A 23801-nucleotide genomic window follows, 5' to 3' on the forward strand; every position below is an offset into this window, starting at 1 on the left:
AACAAAAAATATAGACCCTCACCCTTAACCCCTTTACATCATGGCTAAAAAAGATGCAGTAGCGGAGAGTGCGCTGAACGTCAGTCCCGCCGAGTTTGAGAAAATTCCCCTGGAATTTGTCATTGCCACACCCTTGTTAACCACCATCAAAGCGCACCAGGTGGCCGCGCAAACCACCCTGGAGTTTGTGAAAGGTCTGCTGAACAAAGACGGCGTGATGCCGACCGTCGAGTTTACGATGCAGGTCAAAGAGACCAGGGACGGTAAAGAGGTCCTGGTGGACCGGAAGATCACCGTGCCGCTGATCACCCTGGTGAAGGTGCCCAGTTTGAATTTTGATTCGCTGAGCGTCAGTTTCAATTACAACATCAGCCAGGTGGTGACCGATAAAAACGCGGCCGCACAAAGCGCTAAGCTGCAGATCGGAACCACCGGGATCCTAAGCAAATTCGTGAATGCATCCCTGTCGGGATCGATCGATCATTCCCGGTCAACCGAAAACACGGCCAATCGCGGCGGTAGCCTGGACATTAAGATTCACGTGAGCGAATCGGCCATGCCTCCAGGACTATTAAAAGTTATCAACGCATTGGTTGACAATATCAACACGCCGGAGCAAGAAGCAGCCCCTGCCCCCGTAGAGGGCCCAAACCCATAATGCCAGATGATGGATTCAGGTTGTTCGCGTCAAGAATTCCGATCTTCCATCACTGGCTGAACTTCAAAGAAAAAATAAGAGCGTCATGGGGACAGCTGGAAAAACAAGTGAAATACAGCCTCACTTTCAGGGAATGGCTTCCCAAATCCTTAAGGAGGTTATTCGGGCAGATATGAGCATGCACCAGGCGCAAATAGAGGCCTGGCAATGGTTCTCAACCCATTTGCCCAAAGGAGAATATATCAACGACGACCTGCGCGATGGCTTGCCGCGGAACATGTATCTCGCCATGAGCGATCTTTCACTGACGTTTTATGTAAAGCCCGTGGCCTTGGATTTTTGGCCACGACTTCGACTGGGGTGGAAGGTTTTGCGGGGACGGGTTCCCGGATTTGTCAATCATCCGAACGCTTACGTGATCTGCTCCCCGTCCGACGAACTGGCCATGCAGGTAAAAATAAATGTGACCCGCAATAAAAATGGAACCGTCAAAGCCACCTATGGGCCGGCCGATGCGGTGACCGCCGAACTACTTAAAACCCCGCGCAAATGATTCGATCCATGCTTCAAAATGCGATGATGCGATACCTTTATCCGGAGGGTCTGCCCGATGGATTGGAAGGACTGGAGGACAAGATCGTGACACGACCCGGCGAATCGCTGATCGAAGCCAGTCAACGGGCGGGCATTGTCGACATCGGCGAAGTGAAGAACCTGAACAAAACGTTCAATGAAAAAGACAAGTCACAACCCCAGGTTCTAAAAACCGCCGGAGAACCTGAGCGACTGCCCACCGACGTGAAGGCCATCATCAATGCGATGGAAACTTTGAAGTATAAAGTCAGGAAGGATGATACGAGAAACTACAATTTGAACATCGTCGGTCTCCGGAACGAAGAGGTGAAGGTCAATAAATTCAATGACGAACTGTGGGTCTTCTGGAAGTATGAAAACCTGTGGAAGCTGAACAAGTACAAGATCACCACCAACCCCGGATTGTTCTGGCTGAACAATCCCATGGGTCAAAGGGGAACAGCCATCCTTAAAGAAGGACAATACATCGACTCACATTTGTTTGGCAAACACAAGGGAAAGTATGAAGCGCTGGTGCAGGCCACTCCGTTGACCGTGATCCGCGACACGAACAAAGACGCCAAGATCGACTACGATTCGAAAAAAACGCAGACCGGTTTGTTTGGTATAAATATTCACCGGGCCTCGGAAACACACGAGTCCAAACAGGTTGACAAATATTCTGCCGGCTGCCAGGTCTTTGCGAACCCCACGGAGTTTGCTGAGTTCATAAAACTCTGCAAGATCTACCTGGCCGAGTGGGGAAATAAATTCACCTATACACTGATCCGGAAAAGTCAGGTTAAAATCTGAATTAAGAAAAAAATAAACGGTGAGCCTGCGATCGCAAATGACCAGGATTGTCCGCATTCGCCCGCTCTCTAATACAGGTTATGTCAACAAGCCAGGGAAATCTCGTAATTTAGAATTGGCTTAATTCTTGACCTTGCTGGCAAAACCTTCGTCTATGTTTAGAAATTATCTCACCATGGCCTGGAGAAATCTCCTGAAGCACCGGCTCTTTTCCTTTATCAATATCGCTGGCTTGTCCCTTAGCATGGCCGTTTGCATGATGATCATGGTGAGGACGATCGATTTTTTCCGCTACGACACCTTTCATCCCCACATTCAGCAGACCTACCGTATCCTCTCCAAAATCAATAGCACTCCCGGCGACTCCTGGACGCTTGCCAGCACACCGCTGCCCCTGGCGGAAGAGCTGACGTCATACGATCAGACGATTGCCGCGGCAACAAGTTTGTATCCGGTAAGCGCGACCCTGAGTGGTGGCGTAGAGGAAATACCCTTGCAGGGAGCCTTTACACAACCCTCCTTCTTCGACGTATTCGGATTTTCATTGCTGTATGGAAATACGAATAGCACGCTGAGTTATCCTTACAGCATCGTTCTATCTCAAAAAGTGGCGGTCAAGATTTTCGGAGACGTCAATCCGCTGGGAAAAACGATCACGCTAAAAAATCTGGGTGAGTTTATGATCACGGGCGTTTTGAATGAACCTCCCGGCAAGTCGCATTTTGAATTTGATGCCTACCTTTCATCCTCCACGGTCTCTTCACTGGAAAAGCTTGGGCATTTACCAAAGAAATCAGACACCTGGGATTCCTTTGAACTGGGTTATACTTACGCTGTGTTACAACCCCAGGCCACGGCGTCATCGTTGCGCCGTGTTCTAGAAGAAATTGGCAACAGCGTCGCTCAGAACGCCAATGAAAAGGAACGCTTTGCGTTTATGTTTCAGTCCGTGGCTTCGATCACGCCAAGCTGGGATCGCCTAAACAATGACATCGCCCGCGGCGGTTCATGGGGAAAGATCATTACCGAAGTAGGCATCGCCCTGATCATTCTGGTGTCGGCAACCTTTAACTATACCAATTTATCGATCGCCCGTTCGCTGTCGCGAACCCGGGAAGTGGGCATACGCAAGTTGGCGGGTGCGCGCCGTGGGCAGATCTTTTTCCAATACATCCTGGAGGCGATCCTTATTGCCCTGGGCGCATTTTGTTTTGCGCAGGTCATGCTCGGTTTCATCCTGGAGTTTAAGCCGTTCAATGATGGATACGAGTTTGTGCCCAGCATCGCGTTGGATTGGCAGATCGCCGCATGCTTTTTGGTGTTTGCTTTTGTGGTGGGAATTCTGGCGGGATCATTGCCCGCGTGGATCTTGTCGTCGTTTCGCCCGATAAAGATGCTTCAAAATGTGGGGTCGCAACGGATCATGGGCGGTCTTACGTTTCGAAAGACGTTGCTGGTATTTCAATTTTCATTGTCGCTGCTGGTGATGATTTTTCTGAATGCATTCTACCGGCAGTTTTCATTTCTAGCCAGCGGCGACAATGGCTTTCAAAAAGATAATCGCCTCAGCATCCCCATCAATCCAAAAGATCAATCCATCTTCAAAACATCGCTGGATGCGCAAAGCACTGTGGAAAAAATTGCCGCAACTTCTCAAGGCTTTGGCTATCGTGCTCTTTCTGAGATAGCGGTGGAGGGCCAGAGCCCGCAAAAAGTGACGCTCACCAACTACTTTGGTGACGCCGGCGTGATACCCGTGTTCGGGCTCACCTTGGTGGCCGGATCAAACTTTAGCGAGACCGCTGAACAAAGCGGAGACCAGGTGTTGATCAATGAGGCGGCCATAAAAGTCCTGGGGTTTAAAACAAGCGGCGAGGCCGTCGGAAAATTTCTTCGCGCAGACGATAGCGTCAGCTTGCAGGTTGCCGGTGTCTTGCAGGACTTTTACCACGAAGGTCTTGGGAATGCTATCCGGCCGATGGCCATACGGTGCAAGCCTGATGGCTATGCCCTGTTGACCATGGCGGTGCTCCCTTCAAAAAAAACGGCGGCTTTGCGGGACCTCGAAAAAACATGGAAAAACATTTACCCGCAACATCCCTTTGTTTACCACTGGCTGGATAGCACGCTGGAAGAACTTCATTCACAACGCGCCACGGTCTCTTTGTTGGGGTTCCTGGCCTTTACAACGTTGTGCATCGCCGCGCTGGGTCTGTTGGGACTTGTCGTGTACACGGTAGAAACGCGTCGGAAAGAAATCAGCATCCGCAGGATAATCGGCGCCCGCATCGGCTCTATTATTTCCTTGCTCTCAAAAGGCTATGTGAAGTTGCTGGCGCTTGCGGGAGCCATTGCCTTGCCCTTAGGGTACCTCTTAAGTGAATTTTTTCTGATGAATTTTGCCAACCGGGTAACGGTGGGAATCGGAAGTCTGTTGTTGTGTTTTGGCACCCTGCTGTTGTTGGGGATGGTGTTGATCATCCCGCAAACCTATCGCGCTTCTGTGGAAAATCCTGCGGAGAATTTGAGAGAATAGGCCAGGATGATGTACGCGCCCATCAATCAACGTTAAAAAATAAAATGGCCTAAAATTGCCCCCATGGGCATGATTTTAGAATATCGCAACATGCCTCCGGACTGGAATGGCGAATATATTCGGGGACCTGTGTGCGGCGGCAGGTGTTCTCTTGCATCATGAGGATTTTTTTCCAATCTTTCATTTTCCCTAACCCAAGCCTCGTGATGTCTGACGACCAGTTCCATTTTTCGGGAGCACCCGAACCTCATCGTATTCGCACCCTCCAGATCCTGAAGCAACATCCGGAGGTGAAGGCGCTGATGGGGAAAAATCCGTTCACAAGCCTGGCGATCGTCGGCATGGTGGGGGCTATGATCGGTCTCTCCTATTGGGTGAAAGACAGTGCGTGGTGGATCATCCTGCTGCTGGCCTATGGAGTCGGCGCTTTTCTGAACCATTCACTCTTCGTGATGATCCACGAGTGCTCGCATTATCTGCTGTTCCGCAGCAAGGCGCTGAACAATATCTTTGCCATCATGGCCAACCTGCCGCATGTGGTGCCGTCGGCCATCTCGTTCAAGCGTTATCATATCAAGCATCATTCCTTTCAGGGCGTCCATGAGCTGGATGCCGACCTTCCGGACTTTTGGGAAGCGCGGCTGATCCGCAATTCCACTGCCGGCAAAGCCCTCTGGCTGTTGCTGTTCCCATTCTTCCAGGTGACGAGAACCTTCCGGCTAAAGGAGATCAAACCCATCGACGGCTGGATCGTGATCAACTGGATAGTACAGATTGCCTTCAATGTTGCTATCTGGATCTACTTCGGCCCTGGCGCGCTACTGTTCATGTTGTTGAGTTTCTTTTTCTCGGTGGGACTCCATCCCCTTGGTGCACGATGGATCCAGGAACACTACCTCACGCTGGACGAGAACCAGGAGACATACAGCTACTATGGTCCTTTGAATGTTGTCGCCTTCAACGTGGGCTTTCACAACGAACACCACGACTTTCCTTCCGTGCCCTGGAACCGGTTGCCGCGACTGAAGAAGCAGGCGCCGGCATTCTACGATACCCTGTTGTCGCATGCCTCTTGGACACGGCTCTTTTTCCGCTTCTTGTTCGACAAGAATATCTCATTGTTCTCGCGCACGGTGCGACAGGAACGAGGCAAGGTGAAGCTGACGGACGAATCGAAACCAGATCTCGAGTTGGTGGAAGCGGGACCCCTGGCTGCAAAATCCTGAAGCCAACGCTCAGTCGACTTTCCGAATAGCAAGTCAAGTGATGGCTATGGCTTTGGCATCTTTTCCATTTCCAGGGCCAGCGGAGTTTCGTAGATAAGAAAAATCAACTTGCCATTCTGCTCCTTTACGAATATCTGCATAAGATTTTCTTTCAGCGTTCCGATCGAGATCATGGACTTGTCCGGATAAAAGAACCATTTCCGGTTGTTTAGAAAACTCATTTCCTTCACGACTGCCGGGCTTTCTTTGGGAAATATCAAATTAAAAGTCCCATCGGTTTTAAAGATAAATCGCGAATTCAAAAAGCCCTTCTTCATCGTTTCCATGACGGCCTTGGTTTCCGGATCGTCGGCCAGGTTGGTCACCTCCCGGCAAAGCCATTCACCATAGAGGGCTTCCTTGGTTAACGATTCCTGAGCATAAAGTCTGTGGCACCCCGCAAGAATAAATAAGAAGATGATGAGTTTCAGGGTTTGCTTTTTTGTCATATGAAATTAGTTTTCACGCTTACCGCTATCTTGTTTAAGATGACGGGCCAATATACGCGCATCCACTAAATATTTCTCGCTATTTTTGTTTAAACCCGACGCTGTGTTGTCCATTCCTTTTGAAATTACGATTGCTGGGATTCCGTTAAATATTCATTTGATCCTGGAATATTTAGCCTTCTTTTCCGCCTATCGATATTACGTCTACTTACGGAAAAACCGTCTTGATCCCATAAACCATTCGAACAGGCTCTCTATTATGTTAGGGGCAGCGTTAGGCGCCTTTCTGGGTTCGCGTCTTATGGGGTTTCTCGAAAACCCGGTTCTGGATATCAGCGCTGTGAGCTTCATGCAGCTATACAATCTCAAAACCATCATGGGTGGATTGTTTGGAGGGCTGCTCGGTGTGGAACTGGCCAAGCGGATCATCCATGAAAAAAATTCTTCCGGCGATCTCTTTACGTTGCCGATCATACTGGGTATCTTCATCGGCAGGATCGGTTGTTTCCTGTCGGGCGTGAATGAGTTTACGTATGGGACCACGACTTCCTTTGCTACCGGAATGGATTTAGGGGATGGGTTGAAGCGCCATCCGATTGCTTTGTACGAAATCTTGTTTCTCGTTCTATTATTCGTTTTCTTGAGGAAGTTGTACCTCCAAAACAAATTCGAAAACGGGCTCCTCTTCAAGCTCTTTATGGTAAGTTATTTCGGGTTCCGTTTTCTGATCGAGTTCATCAAACCCAATGCGTTTTTCGTGTTGGGACTGAGCAGCATTCAGTGGCTTTGCATCGTATGTTTTGTTTATTATAGAAAAACCTTAATCCATCTTCCCCGTGCCTACGCGAAAGTATACCTATTATGATTTCACTTTAAGTCTCTGCCCGGAGTGCCTGAGGCGTATCGACGCAAAAATTGTGTTTGAAGACGAGAAGGTATACATGCTGAAGCGCTGCCCGGAACACGGCGCGTCAAAAGTGATCATTGCCGACGATGTTGCTTACTACAAGAACATCCGGAACTATAACAAGCCCTCGGAGACACCGTATACATTCAACACCAAAACACACTATGGCTGTCCTTACGATTGTGGGCTGTGCCCGGACCACGAGCAACACTCCTGTCTTACCGTAGTGGAAATTACCGACCGTTGCAACCTGACTTGCCCTACTTGCTACGCCGGTTCATCGCCGGCCTATGGCAGACACCGTACCCTGGAGGAAGTGAAAAAAATGTTGGATGCCGTGGTCACCAATGAGCACGAGCCGGATGTTGTCCAGATCAGCGGAGGCGAACCTACGCTGCACCCTCAATTGTTCGAGATCCTCGACTACGCCAAGTCGCTGCCCATAAAACACCTCATGCTCAATACCAATGGCATCGAGATCGCCAAGAATTTTGAATTCGCCAAGCGGCTGGCGTCCTACGCACCAAACTTTGAGATCTATCTGCAATTTGATTCCTTCAAAAATGAAGTCCTGCAAGTGATGCGGGGAGCAAGCCTTTCCACCATTCGCGAAGAGGCGCTTGAACATTTGAATGCGCTCAACTTGTCGACTACCCTGGTCGTCACGGTCCAGAAAAATCTCAACGACAATGAGATCGGGAAGATCATTGAATTTGCATTGAAGCAACGTTGCGTCCGCGGTGTCACCTTGCAGCCCACACAAATTGCTGGGCGGCTTGAAAACTTCAATACACTAACCGATCGGATCACGCTTACGGAAGTGCGCAGAAAAATTCTGGAACAGACCGATATTTTTAACCCCGACGACCTGATCCCCGTACCTTGCAATCCCGATGCGCTGGTGATGGGTTATGCGCTGAAACTGGGTGATGCTGTATTTCCGCTCACACGCTATATCAATCCCGCAGATTTACTGGATAACAGCCGCAATACCATTGTGTATGAACAAGACCCGCAACTCCATTCGCGCATGATCAAATTGTTTAGCACAGGAAATTCAGTAGAATCCACCACGGAACAACTGCATTCGTTGCTTTGCTGCCTGCCTCAAATCCATGCGCCTGCACTCTCGTATGACAACCTGTTCCGGGTGATCATCATGCAGTTTATCGATGCCTACAACTTTGATGTACGCTCGGTGAAGAAATCGTGCGTGCACATTGTGAACAAGGATTACAAAATCATTCCATTCGAAACCATGAACCTGTTTTACCGCGATCACAAACGGGAATATTTACAAGAACTTATCAACTAAGCAGCATCCCTATGGAAGCACTAATATTACTTATCCTGCTCGTCATGTTCGGCCCGCCGGTGTTATTCCTCATCGTGGGACTAGTGAAGCGAAGTCGCAACCAGGATTCGGCCAAGGTCTTTTTTATTCTTGGGGCCGTGTGGCTTATTGTTGGGGGCGGCATTTGCGCTTCACTACTTATGTCATAGTATTGAGAAAAATGGCTCAGCGCCGGGAGCCCATCTCCCTACTTCTTCATCACAAAATAAATTCCCGCAATCATCAGGACAATTCCCGAGATCCTGCTGATGTCCAATGAGCGCACCGTCACATTGAACAAACCAAAGTGATCGATGATCACCGCGGCGATGATTTGGCCGGTAACGATCAGGGCGATCGCGGCACCGACGCCAATGCGAGGCACTAAGATGGTGATCATGACCACGTAGGTCGCCACGATTATTCCACCGGCGTAGCCGTACCAGGGAACCGATCGCAGCTGCTGAAACGAAGGCGCAGGTGCCCTCATGAGAACTGCCATAACCAGCATGGCCACCAATCCGATAACAAATACCGCGACGGAGGCGATGAGCGGGCTGCCGGTGCTTTTACTGAAAACGGCATTCGTCGCTGCCTGAATGGGGATCAATGCGCCGGTGATCAGCGCAAGTCCGAGATAGAGGGTGTTTGTATTCATTTCCTTTTGCTTTGGCGCACTATCCTGCCGCCGATCATCGTCATCGAAATATTTATCGCATCATCAAAAAGAACAATATCCGCATCTTTCCCGACCACCAATTCACCTTTGCGATCCTGTACCCCCAAAATGCGGGCAGGTGTGGCCGCGGCCATTTTTATGGTGTCGGTTAGAGAAACTTCTGCCATTGATATCATGGTCCTGATCAGGCGATCGGCGGTGGCAACACTTCCGGCGAAGGATGTGCGATCGGGCAATTTTGCCACGCCATCTTCGACAATTACTTTTAACCCAACGTCTTTATTCCCCAAAACACTTTCGGTCACATTCGTACCCGCGGCGCGCATCGCATCGGTGATCAGGGCTGTGCGGTCGGGGCCTTTTATTTTATAGACCAATTTCAGTAACGGCGCGGGCAGGTGTGCACCGTCAGTGATAATTTCCACATCCATGTCGTCGATGAGAAACGCACTTTCGATAACCCCCGCATAGCGAAACGCATTTCTTCGCGTGACGCCCGACATGGCGGAGTATAAATGCGTGGCGAGCGTGTAGCCAACATCAAATGCTTTAATCACATCTTCATAAATAGCATCGGTATGCGCTACGGCCGGTAATATTCCTTTCGATTTTACATACTTGCCAAATTCGATTGCTCCTTCGAGTTCCGGTGCTGCGCTCCAGCGCCGGATACAGGAAGTTTTTGCTAAAATATCTCTGTACTCCTCAGGATCTGGATTGCGGATATATTTGGGGTCCTGTGCACCGCGTTGGCTCAAGGCGAAGTATGGTCCTTCCAAGTGCATGCCCAGAAATTGAGAGCCGTTTGTGTTCTTCCGATTCGCTTCTTCATAGACCGCGAGGGTCTGCAGCATTCCCTCTTTTGTGCTGGTGAGGGTTGTGGGCAACATCGCGGTGGTTCCATATTGCGCATGGGTCTCCGCGATTTTCAGGAAAGCCGTCTCCTGCGCGTCCATAAAATCATATCCGCCGCCTCCGTGAACGTGTATGTCAATGAAACCCGGCGATATGTATTTCCCCTGGGCATCGATCTCGATCGCGTCGTTGACTTCGATATTCTTTTGGCCTACATCCGTGATGACGCCGTCGGTGATGACGATGGTTCCCTGCGGAATGATCCCCGAGGGGGTGATGAGTTTTCCGTTATATATTTTTTGTCGCTGCGGCATCGTTTAGAGATGGTTTGTAAAAGCCCCAATTCCTGATCTTGTGTCCCGAAAAAGCATAAAACACAAGATAAAGATAACAGGGGAACAATACCCAATAGGCCGCCCGCGCGGTAAATTGATCGGCAAAATATCCATATAAAGGTGGCAAGATCGCGTTGCCGCAGAGCCCCATGATCATGACCGATGCACCGAGTTTTGTGAAACGTCCGAGCCCATCCAAGGCCAACGGCCATAGGCCGGCCCACACCAACGAGTTGGCCAGGCCCAACAACACCACGAACCAGATCGAGATGTCGGTGACGTGACCAAAGAGAGTGACCTGTCCGTTTGCAAAAACAATCAGCAGGGTCAGCACCGTTCCCAGCAGCGTGCAGATCCGCAGGGCGTTTACCTGGTGGATGAATTTCGGAATGCAGATGATCCCGAGAATGTACCCACACATCGTGGCCGCGAGGGTATAGGAGGGAAACACTTTCGCTTCCATCAGGCCGATGTGCATGGAGTTAGCGTAGCCGATAATGGAATCAATGGCAATCACCTGTGTGCCCACATGCAGAAAGATGCCGACCGCGCCCAGGATGAGGTGTGGAAATTGAAAAATACTTCTCTTACCCGAGTTCGACGCCGCGAGCTCCGTGCTCTCCTGTTCCGTGTTAATCTCAGGCAAGGGCGAGTAAAGCACCATGAGCCCGAGGCCCAGCAACACGCTTCCCACGATGCTATAGGGAACAACGACTCTTCGTATCAGTTCATCCAATGCAACATTCCTTGTCGCTTCATCCATGGTGCTCAACGCCTTGAACAAATCGGTGTCGGTTGCCTTGAAGATCACCGCGGCAAACACCAGCGGCGCGAGGATTCCCGCGCCCTTGTTGCAGATGCCCATCACGCTGATGCGTTGTGCGGCCCTTTCTTTCGGGCCCAACACGGTGATGTAAGGATTGGCGGCGGTCTGGAGGATCGACAATCCTATTCCTATTGTAAAAAGACCCAACAGAAAAATTTCATAGGTACGGGTATACGCGGCGGGCACAAAAATAAATGCACCAAGAGACATGGCCAGGAACCCGATCATCATGCCCTTTTTAAATCCAACTTTCTTCAACAGGTAGGACGAGGGCACCGACATCACGAAATACGAAATGTAAAACGCAAAGGCGACCAGGTAGGATTGAAAATTGCTGGTGAGGGCGCAGGCGATCTTGAAGTAGGGGATCAGGATGGCATTCACCCAGGACACAAAACCAAAAATAAAAAACAACAAGCCAATGATAAGAACAGAAATGATCGTTTGCCTTTTCGTAAGCGAACTGACCTCTATTTTATTCGTCATTTGTCCGGGTTTGATCTCCTGGTGAAAACTAGGCTATAGGCGAAGTATTCTTCGAAAGCAAGCCCACTGAACTCTTATCCAAATAAAGCCGGCAATCGGCATGCTGTTGCAAAATGCTGGCCGGGTAAAGATTGCTGACCCTCTGCTCGACGGTGTTCCTGACGGCGACGGCCTTGCGGCTGTCGGGCACCGAACAAATGATTATTTTCGATTTCAGGATCTGTTTCACCGACATACTGATCGCCCGGGGCGGAACCTCTTCCAAAGATTTAAACCATCCCTCACCCAACTGCTGCTGACGGCAAGCTTGATCAAGCTCAACGATGATGTACGGTTTCTCCGTAGCAAAGTCAGCCGGCGGATCATTAAAGGCCAGGTGACCATTTTCTCCAATCCCCACCAGTGCCACATCGATCGGGTGGCTCGTTATGGCTTTCCCGAGGCGATCACATTCGGCCGTTGGATCCGTTTCTCCGTTCACCAAATAGGCCGCCTTCAAAGGAGGCACTTTCGAGATGAATTTTTCCTGCAGATATTTTCTGAAACTGGCGGGATGTGTGACCGGCAAATGGATGTATTCATCCAAATGAAACATCGTCACTTTACTCCAGTCGATGTCTTCTGAAATCAGTTGCTTCAATGTTTCGAACTGGCTTGTTCCGGTAGCCAGAATAATATTGGCCGTGCCCTTTGATGCAATGGTTTCACGTATGGCTTGTGCCGCAGCAGCTCCTGCACGCTTGCCCAACGCAGAAGCATCGTCAGCTATTTTAATGTCCATTTTCTGGGTTTTTATATTGTAGAACTAATTTTATGAATTACTTATCAAATGCCCTCTTAGATCCTGAAGAATATTTTCTTTTTATACAAAAAGTAACACAAGCCCCATTCGAGTGCAAATATGCAGAGGGATGAAATGATCGCACCGACTACGACCGGTGTATGGATGAGCGTCAACAACCCGCCGACCAAGGCAAAGATATAGTCATTGAACCAGCGTGACCCTACAATGGCGAAAAACAGGTAGATGAAGATCGAATTCATGCCAATAATAGCAAAGAACTGGAGGTATTTCTGGTGTTTCAAAACATCGATCCACCAATAACAACCCGCATAGGCGGCCAAACAAATGCCCAGGGAAACGATCGTAAACGAGGATGTAGCAATGTGTTTGATCACCGGACTGATGCCGGCGACATCCAACCCCAGTCCAACGATCAGGCAGATCACTGCCCAGATGAGCATGGTTTTTATTTTCTCTTTTCCCGACACCAGCAACTTGCCTGTCAACGCTCCGGCAATGGTGTGCACCGCGGTGGGAATACAATTGATCGAGACCCATCCCTCCTCGATGATGCGTCCCGAATAGATCAGCTCCACATAGTTACCGAAATTATGCTGATTGATGTCGGGCTGATCAAAACCGGGAATGTTTGTAAAGTGATACAACGCATCCCGAAGCAATAATAAACCGATACACACAGCAATCTGTGCCACCGCCGACCAGCGAAAGATCAGGAACGCCACGAGCAACGTAAACGACAGCTGTGTGAGCACGTTGGTCAATCTAAGGTGCAAGCCATCGGCATGTACCGCATAGTTAAGCACGCCAAACGCCAGCAGCCCTGCAGAACGCTTCAGCATCTTCTTGAACGACTCCTTCCAGGCCACTCCTGCCGCTTCCTGCTTGACCAACGACAACGCCAGGGCTACCCCGGCCATGTACATAAAACCGGGCTGTATTAAATCCCAGAACCGCAGGCCGTGCCAGGGGTGGTGAAAGAACTGGAGCCACACGCCTTGCATAAAACTTCCTTCTGATGCTTCAAAAAGTGTGTCAAAGAGTCGGCTGGCTTCCAAGGCCAGCAGCACCATGATAAATCCCCGCATAAAATCGAGCGAGAGCAGTCGTTGTGAAGCCTGGACCGTTGTTAAAGGAAGTGTTTTTTGGGCTTGCTCTACCATTACATGATCACTTTTGTGGTGCCGCCGTTCACTAGAGAAATGTCAACCGGTTGATTTGTTTTCCAGGAGCCCGAAGTAAAGTCGGGAATGTCTACGGAATTGGAGCGGTTGGCAACCGACTTCTCGCTCAGCGGAGCAATGGCACTCCAGAGGGCCGCGTCATAAACATCCATGTCCATGGGCAGGCCGTTGCGCAGGCAATCGATCGTGCGCCAGTCCATCAGGAAATCCATGCCGCCATGACCGCCCACCTGTTTGGCCATCTCTCCCACTTTGCTGACGATCGGCGCCGTGTATTTGCTCTCCAGGTTTTTATATTCTTCATCGCTCACCCAGCCTTCATGACCGAATGCGATCTTACCGGGCTCCGGGTATTTCAAACAAGAGCCTTTTGTGCCACTGATCTTGTGAATGCGCGAATACACATTGGGCGATGTAACATCGTGCTGCAACATGATCGTGCGGCCTTTGTTGGTGCGGATGGTGGTGGTGTTCATGTTCCCGCGAAACTTCTTGTTGGCGTAGGCTTTATAGAAATCGTCCTTCGCCGCCAGTTCATTTGCCATGGCAGCCATTTGAAAATCATTGCCGGACATGGCCACGAGGTAATCCATTTTATCGCCGCGATTAATGTTCAGGGCTTGTGCGACAGGTCCCAATCCATGGGTCGGGTATAAGTTGCCGTTCCGCAAATTTTCTTTCAGGCGCCACATGTCGTAATATTTTTCTTTCGAAAAATTATCGGTGAGCAATGTGTGGATGTACGCACCTTCACCGTGTACAAGCTCTCCGAATAAACCCTGGCGGGACATGTTCAACGTCAGCAACTCGAAAAAGTCGTAGCAGCAATTTTCCAGGATGATGCAGTGTTTCTTTGTGCGCTCCGATGTCTCCACCAACTGCCAGCACTCTTCCAGCGTTTTGGCGGAAGGCACTTCCACGCAGACGTGTTTACCGTGGTTCATCGCATACACGGCCATCGGCGTATGCAGCGCCCAAGGGGTAGCGATGTACACCAGGTCAATATCGGCACGCTCGCAGATCTTTTTCCATTCTTCTTCTTTCCCTGTATAGACATCCGGGTGATGGATGGAGCCTTCCAGTTTTTGTTTCACCGCGTTGGCTTTCTCCGGGCGCAAGTCGCACAAGGCCTTTATATCGGTTCCTTCGATGTGCATCATTCGCTGAACGGCACCTGGGCCCCTGTTTCCCAACCCGATGAAGCCGATGCGAACGGTTTCAATCCTTGGCGCTGCATAGCCACACATATTGAAATGGGGTGGTGCGGGTTTCTTTGTTTTATCTTCCTGGAGAGGATCATAACCTTTCAGAACAGAAGTGCTGGCCAATCCCATGCCCGTGAGGCTTGAAATTTTTAAAAATTCTCTACGACTTGTACTCATTTTTTTATAGTTAATAATGTTTTGAGATCTGCTTATCCTTTGAGCCATTTGTCAAACCAATTAAACGCATCGGCTTGCATCTTTTTGTCGAATTTATGTGGACCGGGGTAATAATTACATTTGTAGTGATCGGTCGCTCCCGCTTTCGAGTATACTTCAGTCAGTATTCTATCGGCGCTTTTCATTTCATCCAGTGTATACAGCTCGTCTTCGGTATCGTTCAGCACCATCGTGGGCAAGGGTGCGCGCAGGCCAAGGATCTCCGGGAAATCCAATTCGTTTGGCAGCAACGGGACATAGGTCATCCAGGTGTGATTGACGGATTTGTTCAACACAAAATCCTTCCAGGTGGTCATGAATCCAACACAGACGGCGCATTTGATGCGGTCGTCCTGACCCCCCATGAATACGGTGCGCATGCCCCCGCCGGAGAGTCCGCAGCAGCCGACGTTTTTTACATCCACATCGGGGCGGCTGCAGAGTATGTCCAGGGCCTTTTTGTCTTCGGCAAAGAAGACACCGGGCCACGTTGTGCCTGCGCTGAGCAAGGATTTAGACATGATGTGCTCGTGGTCGGAAGCCCATTTGTTGCAGGCTTCTATGTGCTCTGAGTTTTCAGGGTCATCGTCATTCAGTCCGTGGCGTAACGTTTCGGGGGCAACATCATTCATCAGTACCCTACGGCTTGCAAAAGGAAAGGCATCGGAAACCAGCACGACGTAACCGCGTTTAGCCACTTCGTTAGCCCAAGCCAGATCTTCATAGTAGTCCTTTTGATGTTGGGCCATGAGCGGATGAAGGACATCCGATGTGCGGGTTATCTTTCGCGTCCCGAAATATTTCACGCCCCCGTGATCATGGAAGGCGAGGATACCGGGCAACTTACCCTTTGCGTTCATGGGCTTCAAGAGAATGGCTTCGGTAGCCGCGCCGTAAGGCAATTGCCAGCTCAGTTCTTCGATGTGCAGGCCATCGTATGCATATTGTTTTTTTACAATTACGTTAGGCATCCCTCCGATGTCCGGTATGGCCAGTCGCTCCGCCAAGCGCTTGCGCGCATCTTTTCTCCATGCGTCTATGTTGGTAAACTCCTTTTTCCGGAATGACAAGGCGGGCAATTTGTCTCCGGTCAAACCCGCGGCCCATTTACCATAAGCCCCGATCACGCTGGAAGTTTTATCGTCCACCATTGCAGTTTTTAGTGCGGATTCTTTCTCCATGGCATTTGAATAATTTAGGGTTGCGCCAAAAACATTAGAGAGACCACCTGTGGCTAAACCCAGACCGGTCATCCCCGTAAGCTTCAGGAAATCTCTTCGCTTATTTTTCATGTTTATACAAGTTTCTCAATCGAAAAAATGATAGCGCTTCCTTTGGTACAGCTGTGCCTACAATTAAAGAAGAGTCGTTGTTGGCATTTTTCTAATCATTCTTTTGTCTTTTTCACCTGTTCGCTCTTTAAATACGCCTCGATCGTGGAGAATAGGTTATAAAAGGTGTCTGTGGTATTTGGGCGGCTCGCCTTCGCCAAGGCTTCGGCGAGCGAGGCTCGCCATTCGTGACGGATCGAGGGTTCCTTTTCTTTTTAGGGTAGTTAAAACTTGATTCGGCTCCTTAGCTGAGACCTGATAAAGCTGATGATTGACAATCCATTGGTAAAGCGCCACAAATACACTTCCCGCGCTGAACTGTGGGACATCATTGACTTTATGATTAAATATACAGAGAAATGAAAAACAGCGCACACCGACGAAATGTCTTATTCCTTTTATTTGCACTGCTTTTTTGCTCGTCTTGCCAATACGAGCGAGGATTTGAGGTCTATAGGGTTAAGGAGATTCACCCGGACCAAAACGCTACGGCATCGAACTGTCACTACTGCCTTGACCCAACAAAAGATGTCCTATTTGATGAGCCCTTAATTGAGCGATCAGACGTCGAATATTTTGACTGGCAGAGTCAGCGAATTCAACTGAATGAGGCGGGGCGAGCGAAAATAAAAAGGTTAAAAATTCCATTAGAGGGATTACCCGTCGCCGTCGTCGTGGACGGGAAGCCAATCTATGGCTTTTGGCTTTGGAACCTGTATTCCTCATTCGGTTGTGACAGGGTCTATACCTATCCTATGCTGGGGTTCAAAATAGGATTTGGATTACCCAACGATAACACCTACGGGGAAGATCCCAGATTCGACAACCGATTAAAAGATTGTTTGACAAGAGATGGCTTGTTAAGATAACGAGCCATTTCAACGGCTCGACACAAGCGGTGAAAATTTTACCATGACGCTTTTCGTCGTTATTTTGGCGTGGCGTTTCATCAAGCGAATTGAAAATGAGAAACATCTTTGCAAAATATGGAGGCATCATCCTCGGTTCGGTTTACGGACTGATCATGAGGGAATTTTTTGGGATACAGGACAACGTCGAATTTGTTGATCTGTTTTCCGTCACCTTCGTTTGGATCGTGCCGTTCGTTGTCGGGATTACGCCCCTGTTTTTTGCAACGAAAGAGCAACTCGCGTCAAGCCGCTACTGCATAAGCCGCCCGATCCTCGCCGTGTTTCTTTTCTTTGTGATCGCCTTCTGGACGGGCAAAGAAGATATGATCTGTATTGTTATCATTTCAATCCCATTTCTTATTGTCGCCGGATTCGGGGGGTATGTTTTTGGAAAGTTTATCGAAAGGAGAAGAAATAAGAATGGCGTGCTCTATTCACTTTTTATTCTCCCGCTGGTAGCCGGGTTTGCAGAAGTGAAATTCCCGACACCATCCCAGACCTACGAAGTGGAGACCATTGTCATCATCAACGCCAAACCCGAGACCGTCTGGGAAAATATTGTGAGGGTAAAAGAGATCGGCCAGAAAGAATACAAGAAAGGTTTTTTTAACTATGCAGGTATCCCCAGGCCACGCTATGCAGAACTTGACAGGGACACGATTGGAGCCACGAGAATCGGGCACTTCGAGGGTGGGTTGACGTTTAAGGAAACGGTGACCACCTGGGAAAGAAATAAACGGGTAGCGTTTACGATCGCCGTCATTCCCTCGTCAATAAGACAGACTGTTTTTGACCAACATATCCTGAAAGGAAATCATTTCATCTTTCTGAATGCGTCCTACAACCTGGAACCGCTGGGAGAACGCCAAACAAAATTGACGCTCTCTTCCGCTTACCGGCTCGACACCCATATCAATGGCTATAGCGCGTTCTGGGGACAAACACTTTTAACGGACTTTCAGGAAAGACTTTTGGAAGTCATTAAAAACAGGTGTGACGAATGAGCATGGCCGGGGCCAAAAGATAAGCGCCAGCATCAAACCAACGGCAGCCCACCCGGTCAATCTAACCTTGGAATAATTGCTATCTTTAAGTTATGAAGCAAGCCTCCCGGATGACTATACCGGGAAACCATGGTTGGCAATAACCCTCAGACGCTGTGTCAAAATGAGAGAACACCTGAAAAAGCTTATCCATCTCGGCTGGCATGCGGGGATGGATCAGTCGGAGCGGGCACGACTCGTGTCCATCAATGCCTTCCTGGTGTTGTCGCTGGTGCTCACCGTTTTATTTGTTCTTGTATTTCTCAGTTTAGGCTCCCTGAGTGTTTTACAGGCATTGGGTTATGTGCCCATGCTCCTGCTGGTGCTTTACCTGCACTCCAAATTCGCTTTCCGGACGGCCCGCGTCCTCGTTTCCTACGGATTTATGGGCATGGTTTTAACACTGGCACTGCTGGAAAGGCGATCGGGCACGGAATATCTTCTCATTGCGTTGGGGTGTTGCTCCGTTGTCGTCTTTAATAAATTGACGAACGTGATTGCTTCCTTCCTGTTCGCGTTCCTGTGTTATGTTTTCTATAAATGGTATGATAGCCATGTGCCCTTTGTTCCCAACCCAACCGTTCCCTATGCGCTGGCACAAAACTCGATCATGTTTCTTTCCGGGTTTATTGTGCTCGCCCAATCGTTAGTGTTCCGGTGGCTGATCCGGGACTACGCCGAAAAACTGACCATGGCCAATCGCGAAACGCAGGCCATGAACGAAGAACTCCAGGCAACCAATGAAGAGTTGACGGCATTTTCTGAAAACCTCGACCTGATGGTGCGTCAAAAGAGCGCCCAGCTCCAGGCCTACATCGACGCCATTGACGTGAGCATCTACTCGGTCGTGAGCGACCTGGACGGCAACTTTATGAAAGTTAATGACCAGGTAATCGCCATCTCCGGCTACACCAGGGAAGAGCTCATCGGCAAGCACTACCGCCTGTTGACATCCAGCCAATATTCCGATGCGTTTTTCGATGAACGAAGACAAATCCTTATGGAGGGAAAAACCTGGCGCGGCGAAGTGGAGCACCAAACCAAACAGGGCACGCTCATTTGGTTCGACTGCATCGTGATCCCGATCCGCGACAGCGATGGGATCATAAAGAGTTTTCTCACGCTTGGATTGTCCATCACCGAACGGAAAATGCATGACAAACTTCAAGAGGATACGATCACCTTACTGGAGTCCATTGCCTTCCGGGCGTCGCACGGTATTCGCGGACCACTGGCGCGAATAAACGGGCTCTCCTACCTGGTGAGAAGAAATGTTGTTGATCAAACCGAGTTCGAGCTGATTGCCGAGAAATTGATCACCTGCTCGCAAGAGCTCAACGCAGCAACAAGCGAGTTGGTGACGTACGTTTCCGACCACCAGGAGCTGATGATGGATAGCCGGCAAAATAACGGCCGGTAGTCACTCATGCTGACGCATTTACTGCCCCCCTCCTGTTTGCGGCAGCCACACTTTCATTTTACCAGCCCCGCGGTTCGACCACAAGTAATACGGGATCAATGTCAGATTTTCGTTTTGAATTTTGCCCGTGAGCACATTCACGGATTGACCCAAAAGCTCCTGCCTTTTAGACTGCAAGCTCACATCGTTGGGTAGGGCAAGGGTTGAAAGATTGGGATTGTCTATTCCCTCGGCACAATAAACAATAGGGCCTCGCTCGAACGCTACCTTGTGCACGTTGTCCGCAACCGGCCCGTTGGTCACTACCTTGTGGATGTTCATCGGCAATGACACTTCAACAACGTCACCTTTTTCCCATTCTCTTGTAATGGTCATGTAGCCGTTTGAGATCTCGGGCTTTTCCGCTTTTCCGTTGATGGTCAATGACGGCGTAGCAGGTTGGGCATTCACGTAGGCATAAAGATTTCCTGGCACCGCTTCATTTCTAAGCCAGCCCGGAACGCGGATTTGCAACGTGAATTTTGTTTTCTTTTCGGGCTCGATCGTAAAAGCGACATCGCCTCTCCAGGGATAGCCTGTCTGTTGACTTAATTTGATCTTCCCGTTTTTGCTTTGCAATTGCGCCTGGCTTGATATGAACAAGTTGGCATACACGGTATCTTCTTTGGAAGCATAGATCATTCCCGCCAGCGACGGAATAAACCGGATCATGTTGGTGGGACAACACGAGCAATCAAACCAGGATTGGCGCGTGCAGGCTCCTTTATTAAATTGAAATTTTCCGTCCGATTCCAGGGGATTGGTATAGAAGAACTTTTTTCCATCCGTCGACATGCCGGAGATCAAGCCATTATAAAGCGTTCTTTCGAGGACGTCGTAGTATTTGACATCTCCTGAAAGCATGAACATTTTTTGATTCCACCAAACACTTCCAATGGCCGCGCAAGTTTCACCGTAGGCCGAAAGGTTCGGAAGCTCAAAATTATCGCCAAAGGCCTCACCATCATGTCTTGCTCCCACGCCACCGGTGAGGTACGTCTTTTTATCTACCGTATTATCCCATAACCTGTCGAGTGCTTTCAAATAGGAGGTGTCATGGTAGATGGCGGCGATATCGGTCATGCCCGCGTATAAATATTCCGCTCTCACCGCATGGCCCACGGCCTCCGATTGATCGATCACGGGTATGTGATCTTGATAGTAAGCACCGTACAACGGATGCGTGGTGCTGTCGCCGCGGAGGTCGATAAAATATTTGGAAAGCTTCAGATAATCTTCCCTGTGGGTGATGTCGTAAAGTTTGATGAGTCCCGTCTCCACGATCTGGTGACCGGGAGGGCGATGTAAATGGTCGGGCTTAAAGTTGGCCACGAGCAGGTCGGCATTTTTTAGTGCGATGTCCAGCAGACTTCTCTTTCCCGTGGCCCAATAGTGAGCGGCTGCCGCTTCGAACAAGTGGCCACTGTTGTAGAGTTCGTGGCTCGTGATTTCATTCTCCCATCTTTCCTTGGAAGGCTTCACCCAGTCGGCGGGCGGATGGGCGCGGTCGATGGTGAACCATGTGGTGATGTATCCATCGGGTTCCTGGCCAATTTTGATGATGGAGATGATCGAGTCGAGATAGGCATCCAATGTTGGGTTGGGCATACTGATCAACGAATACGAAGCGCCTTCAATGGTCTTGTATAGATCGGTATCATCAAACGGCATTTTCCCCCGGGCTTTCCCCGGCTTGGTTTTGCCCGCGATCAAAAAGTTGTCCATGCGTCCTTCTTCGGCGCACTTTTCAAAGGCGTGTTTGATGGTGGTGTCTTGAATCAATTTGACTTTGGGGAGCCAGAAGCTATCGGTTAGAATTACATTCTTGATATCGATGGAGGAGATAGGGTAGCGCATTTGCCCTTTCGGCTCCTCGTGTTTGGCGCAGTTCAGCAATGAGAGTGAAGCACTGGCAATCAAAAAGATCCCTGCGGTTTTTAGAGTCTTCATGCGTGGAAAAAGATTGAGTCTTTTATAATTGAGCTTATAAGTGTCTAAAATACGCTTTTTTCAAATCACACATTTATTGGGTTTAACTTTTCTTTGAAAAAAGGCCGAATGAAGACGTTGGCTTATTTTAATAACACAAGTCTAAGCGGATTTAGTAAAGGATGGCTATTAGCAAAGACCAGCAATGATTGTGTGTCGCGAGGCAAAGGCGTAGTCAGGGCTAAAGCCCGGATGGGTGGGGCGTTTTTACCCTGGCCTAAAGGCCAGGGTTATTCAGAGCGGACGTCTTGCCAACGCACGTCGCCACAAACTTCAGAGAGCGGCCGGAGCTGAATAACAGAGACCATACACCACAACCCGCCAAGGAGGGTTACCATTGGGCTTAGCTCCACATGAACTGGCAAAAAAAATTGCACCCAAGCCCGTAGGGCTTCCCTATCATAACGCCCGGTGCAACCGGGCGAAGCGAGTCCATGCATTGCAACCCTGTAAGGGTTACATCAGTGCAGGGATTACATTAGTACTAGCCTTTAGGCCAGGGCAAAAGTACCTTCTCCTCCCAGGCTTTAGCCCTGACCACTCACAAGAACACTCGATTTTTCTTTTCTCAGCAAAGCGACAAGTCCCAACACCGGTCCGATGGCCAATAATGTATAGACGTATTGCGTATCTATTCTATACGAAAGCGCATTTATAAATTGAATACTCACAATGGTGATCGAGAACCCGATACAATTCACGATCGTCAGTGACGTGCCCCGCGATTCTTCTGGTGCATTTCGCGCGACCAGTGTTGAGAACAGCGGAGAGTCGGCGATCACGACCAGCCCCCAAACGACCAGGAAGACGATCAATAAAATAATTGAATCCGATACCAGGAAAAGCGGCGAAGTAATACAGCATAAACAAGACAAGGACAATGCGATCGTGGCCACTCGCTTCGCCCCAAAATACTGCGACAAGATTCCACTAAAAACACAAGCCAGTCCACCCGATGCGATGATCAGGAAGGACCACAGCGAGACGTTCAGGTTTGTTTCCGGATAGCGGTTGTTATAGTTTATCAGCATCACCGGCAGGAAGGCCCAGAACGTGTACAATTCCCACATGTGTCCAAAATAGCCAAAGGATACTGAGCGAAAATCCGGCAGCCTGAATCCCTTCATGAATGCCGTAAAGTTTAATCGTTGACCTGACTTGCGATAGGGACCGTTGGGCACAAATAACAAAATAGAAAGTCCGCCCAATAGCGAGAGGGCTGTGGTGGCATACACAATATATTTCCAGGGGAAGCCGCCTATACTATTCTTTAACAAATGCGGAAACGCTGTCCCCAGCACCAAAGCTCCCACTAAAAAACCAAGGGACTTGCCAAGGCCCTCCTTATAATGATCGGATGCTATCTTCATACCCACGGGGTATATGCCCGCCAGAAAAAATCCGGTTAAAAATCTGAAAAGAAGCAACCCGGTGGTATGCATGTCTGGGAGGCTCATCCCGAGATTAAAAAGTCCCGCGAAGATGGAACTACAAAAGAATACCCAAGAAGGAGAGAAACGATCCGAAATGGAAAGGATCGCGAAAAGCAAGGTCCCGGTAATAAAACCAAATTGTATGGCGCTTGTCAGGTGCGCCAGAAAGTGTTGATCGAGGTGAAGATCCCTGGCGATGTCGGGAGCGATGGCATTGCCGGCAAACCAAAGCGACGTACAAAAAAATTGAGAAAGTACGATGACGGGTAGAACAAGTCGCATTTTGACGATTTGATTATTCAATCCTGCAAAGTAAAACGTATTTCCGTGAAAATATCTGCCGTCCACAACATCGCCACAACGCATTCATCTTCAAGACGACAAACGAACCGGCCAATTTTCTTCAGCAATGTTTGTGAGCGTATAGGCAATTCCGTACCTTGATCTAGCCCATCCATGGCTTCGCCTCCGAAGCATGTGATGGGTTTGTCTTTTTTGATGGCGATGGATTTT

20 protein-coding genes are annotated in these 23801 nt (G+C 49.3%); 10 read left to right on the forward strand and 10 right to left on the reverse strand.

Features of this window, described 5'->3' with window-relative positions; translation table 11 throughout:
- The first annotated feature begins 40 nt into the window (after positions 1 to 40).
- The 5 genes from BUB30_RS13225 to BUB30_RS13245 all read left to right on the forward strand — a co-directional run bounded on the left by BUB30_RS13225 (position 41) and on the right by BUB30_RS13245 (position 5806).
- Complete coding sequence (locus BUB30_RS13225; protein WP_073134330.1) at positions 41 to 658, forward strand: DUF2589 domain-containing protein; 618 nt, start codon at positions 41 to 43, stop codon at positions 656 to 658.
- 172 nt (positions 659 to 830) lie between these two features.
- On the forward strand, positions 831 to 1211 hold the full coding sequence (locus BUB30_RS13230) for a hypothetical protein (RefSeq protein WP_073134332.1): 381 nt from the start codon (positions 831 to 833) through the stop codon (positions 1209 to 1211).
- Positions 1208 to 2044, forward strand: a complete 837-nt coding sequence (locus BUB30_RS13235; RefSeq protein ID WP_143164890.1) for a hypothetical protein — start codon at positions 1208 to 1210, stop codon at positions 2042 to 2044. The genes BUB30_RS13230 and BUB30_RS13235 overlap by 4 nt, the downstream gene beginning before the upstream one ends.
- Positions 2045 to 2198: 154 nt before the next feature.
- Positions 2199 to 4580 carry an ABC transporter permease gene (locus tag BUB30_RS13240; RefSeq protein WP_073134334.1) on the forward strand — a complete coding sequence of 794 codons (2382 nt, stop codon included), beginning with the start codon at positions 2199 to 2201 and terminating at the stop codon, positions 4578 to 4580.
- Positions 4581 to 4786: 206 nt separating this feature from the next.
- On the forward strand, positions 4787 to 5806 hold the full coding sequence (locus BUB30_RS13245; RefSeq protein WP_073134335.1) for a fatty acid desaturase: 1020 nt from the start codon (positions 4787 to 4789) through the stop codon (positions 5804 to 5806).
- 44 nt (positions 5807 to 5850) lie between these two features.
- Here the strand turns inward: BUB30_RS13245 and BUB30_RS13250 are convergent, their stop codons facing one another.
- Positions 5851 to 6294, reverse strand: a complete 444-nt coding sequence (locus BUB30_RS13250; RefSeq protein ID WP_073134336.1) for a hypothetical protein — start codon at positions 6292 to 6294, stop codon at positions 5851 to 5853.
- A gap of 103 nt (positions 6295 to 6397) precedes the next feature.
- Between BUB30_RS13250 and BUB30_RS13255 the strand changes: the two genes are divergently transcribed.
- Genes BUB30_RS13255 through BUB30_RS35160 form a run of 3 tightly spaced genes read left to right on the forward strand, consistent with a single transcriptional unit; the run spans position 6398 to position 8704 of the window.
- Positions 6398 to 7159, forward strand: a complete 762-nt coding sequence (locus BUB30_RS13255; RefSeq protein ID WP_245804094.1) for a prolipoprotein diacylglyceryl transferase — start codon at positions 6398 to 6400, stop codon at positions 7157 to 7159.
- Positions 7131 to 8516, forward strand: coding sequence for a radical SAM protein (locus tag BUB30_RS13260; RefSeq protein WP_073134338.1), 1386 nt, complete (start codon positions 7131 to 7133; stop codon positions 8514 to 8516). The genes BUB30_RS13255 and BUB30_RS13260 overlap by 29 nt, the downstream gene beginning before the upstream one ends.
- 11 nt (positions 8517 to 8527) lie before the next feature.
- Positions 8528 to 8704, forward strand: a complete 177-nt coding sequence (locus tag BUB30_RS35160) for a hypothetical protein (RefSeq protein ID WP_178377098.1) — start codon at positions 8528 to 8530, stop codon at positions 8702 to 8704.
- Positions 8705 to 8742: 38 nt separating this feature from the next.
- Here BUB30_RS35160 and BUB30_RS13265 read toward each other — a convergent pair whose 3' ends face one another.
- From BUB30_RS13265 to BUB30_RS13295, 7 genes are read right to left on the reverse strand one after another with little or no spacing between them, the layout of a single operon-like run.
- Positions 8743 to 9192 carry a DMT family transporter gene (locus tag BUB30_RS13265; protein WP_073134340.1) on the reverse strand — a complete coding sequence of 150 codons (450 nt, stop codon included), beginning with the start codon at positions 9190 to 9192 and terminating at the stop codon, positions 8743 to 8745.
- The gene (gene nagA, locus BUB30_RS13270) at positions 9189 to 10382 is read right to left on the reverse strand and encodes an N-acetylglucosamine-6-phosphate deacetylase (RefSeq protein WP_073134342.1); all 1194 of its coding nucleotides are present in this window, start codon (positions 10380 to 10382) and stop codon (positions 9189 to 9191) included. Before nagA ends, BUB30_RS13265 begins: the two co-directional genes overlap by 4 nt.
- Positions 10357 to 11715, reverse strand: coding sequence for a sugar MFS transporter (locus tag BUB30_RS13275; protein ID WP_073134343.1), 1359 nt, complete (start codon positions 11713 to 11715; stop codon positions 10357 to 10359). Before BUB30_RS13275 ends, nagA begins: the two co-directional genes overlap by 26 nt.
- Before the next feature lie 28 nt (positions 11716 to 11743).
- Positions 11744 to 12496 carry a glucosamine-6-phosphate deaminase gene (locus tag BUB30_RS13280; RefSeq protein ID WP_073134345.1) on the reverse strand — a complete coding sequence of 251 codons (753 nt, stop codon included), beginning with the start codon at positions 12494 to 12496 and terminating at the stop codon, positions 11744 to 11746.
- Between the two features lie 56 nt (positions 12497 to 12552).
- Entirely contained in the window at positions 12553 to 13680 is a 1128-nt protein-coding gene (locus tag BUB30_RS13285; protein WP_073134347.1) for an acyltransferase family protein, read from the reverse strand.
- A complete protein-coding gene (locus BUB30_RS13290; RefSeq protein WP_073134348.1) occupies positions 13680 to 15083 on the reverse strand; it encodes a Gfo/Idh/MocA family protein in 1404 nt (467 codons plus the stop codon). The genes BUB30_RS13285 and BUB30_RS13290 overlap by 1 nt, the downstream gene beginning before the upstream one ends.
- Before the next feature lie 32 nt (positions 15084 to 15115).
- Entirely contained in the window at positions 15116 to 16414 is a 1299-nt protein-coding gene (locus tag BUB30_RS13295) for a dienelactone hydrolase family protein (RefSeq protein ID WP_143164891.1), read from the reverse strand.
- Positions 16415 to 17417: 1003 nt separating this feature from the next.
- Between BUB30_RS13295 and BUB30_RS13305 the strand changes: the two genes are divergently transcribed.
- Both BUB30_RS13305 and BUB30_RS13310 read left to right on the forward strand, forming a co-directional pair.
- A complete protein-coding gene (locus tag BUB30_RS13305; RefSeq protein WP_073134351.1) occupies positions 17418 to 18368 on the forward strand; it encodes a hypothetical protein in 951 nt (316 codons plus the stop codon).
- Between the two features lie 163 nt (positions 18369 to 18531).
- Positions 18532 to 19827: a PAS domain-containing protein gene (locus tag BUB30_RS13310; protein ID WP_073134353.1), complete on the forward strand. Its 1296-nt coding sequence runs from the start codon at positions 18532 to 18534 to the stop codon at positions 19825 to 19827.
- A gap of 18 nt (positions 19828 to 19845) precedes the next feature.
- Here the strand turns inward: BUB30_RS13310 and BUB30_RS13315 are convergent, their stop codons facing one another.
- Positions 19846 to 21816, reverse strand: a complete 1971-nt coding sequence (locus BUB30_RS13315) for a glycoside hydrolase family 127 protein (RefSeq protein ID WP_073134355.1) — start codon at positions 21814 to 21816, stop codon at positions 19846 to 19848.
- Positions 21817 to 22382: 566 nt separating this feature from the next.
- Positions 22383 to 23570 (reverse strand): MFS transporter, encoded by a 1188-nt coding sequence (locus BUB30_RS13320; protein ID WP_073135165.1) that lies wholly within the window; start codon positions 23568 to 23570, stop codon positions 22383 to 22385.
- Positions 23571 to 23801 lie beyond the last annotated feature (231 nt).

The organism is Chryseolinea serpens, assembly GCF_900129725.1.
Lineage (GTDB): Bacteria > Bacteroidota > Bacteroidia > Cytophagales > Cyclobacteriaceae > Chryseolinea > Chryseolinea serpens.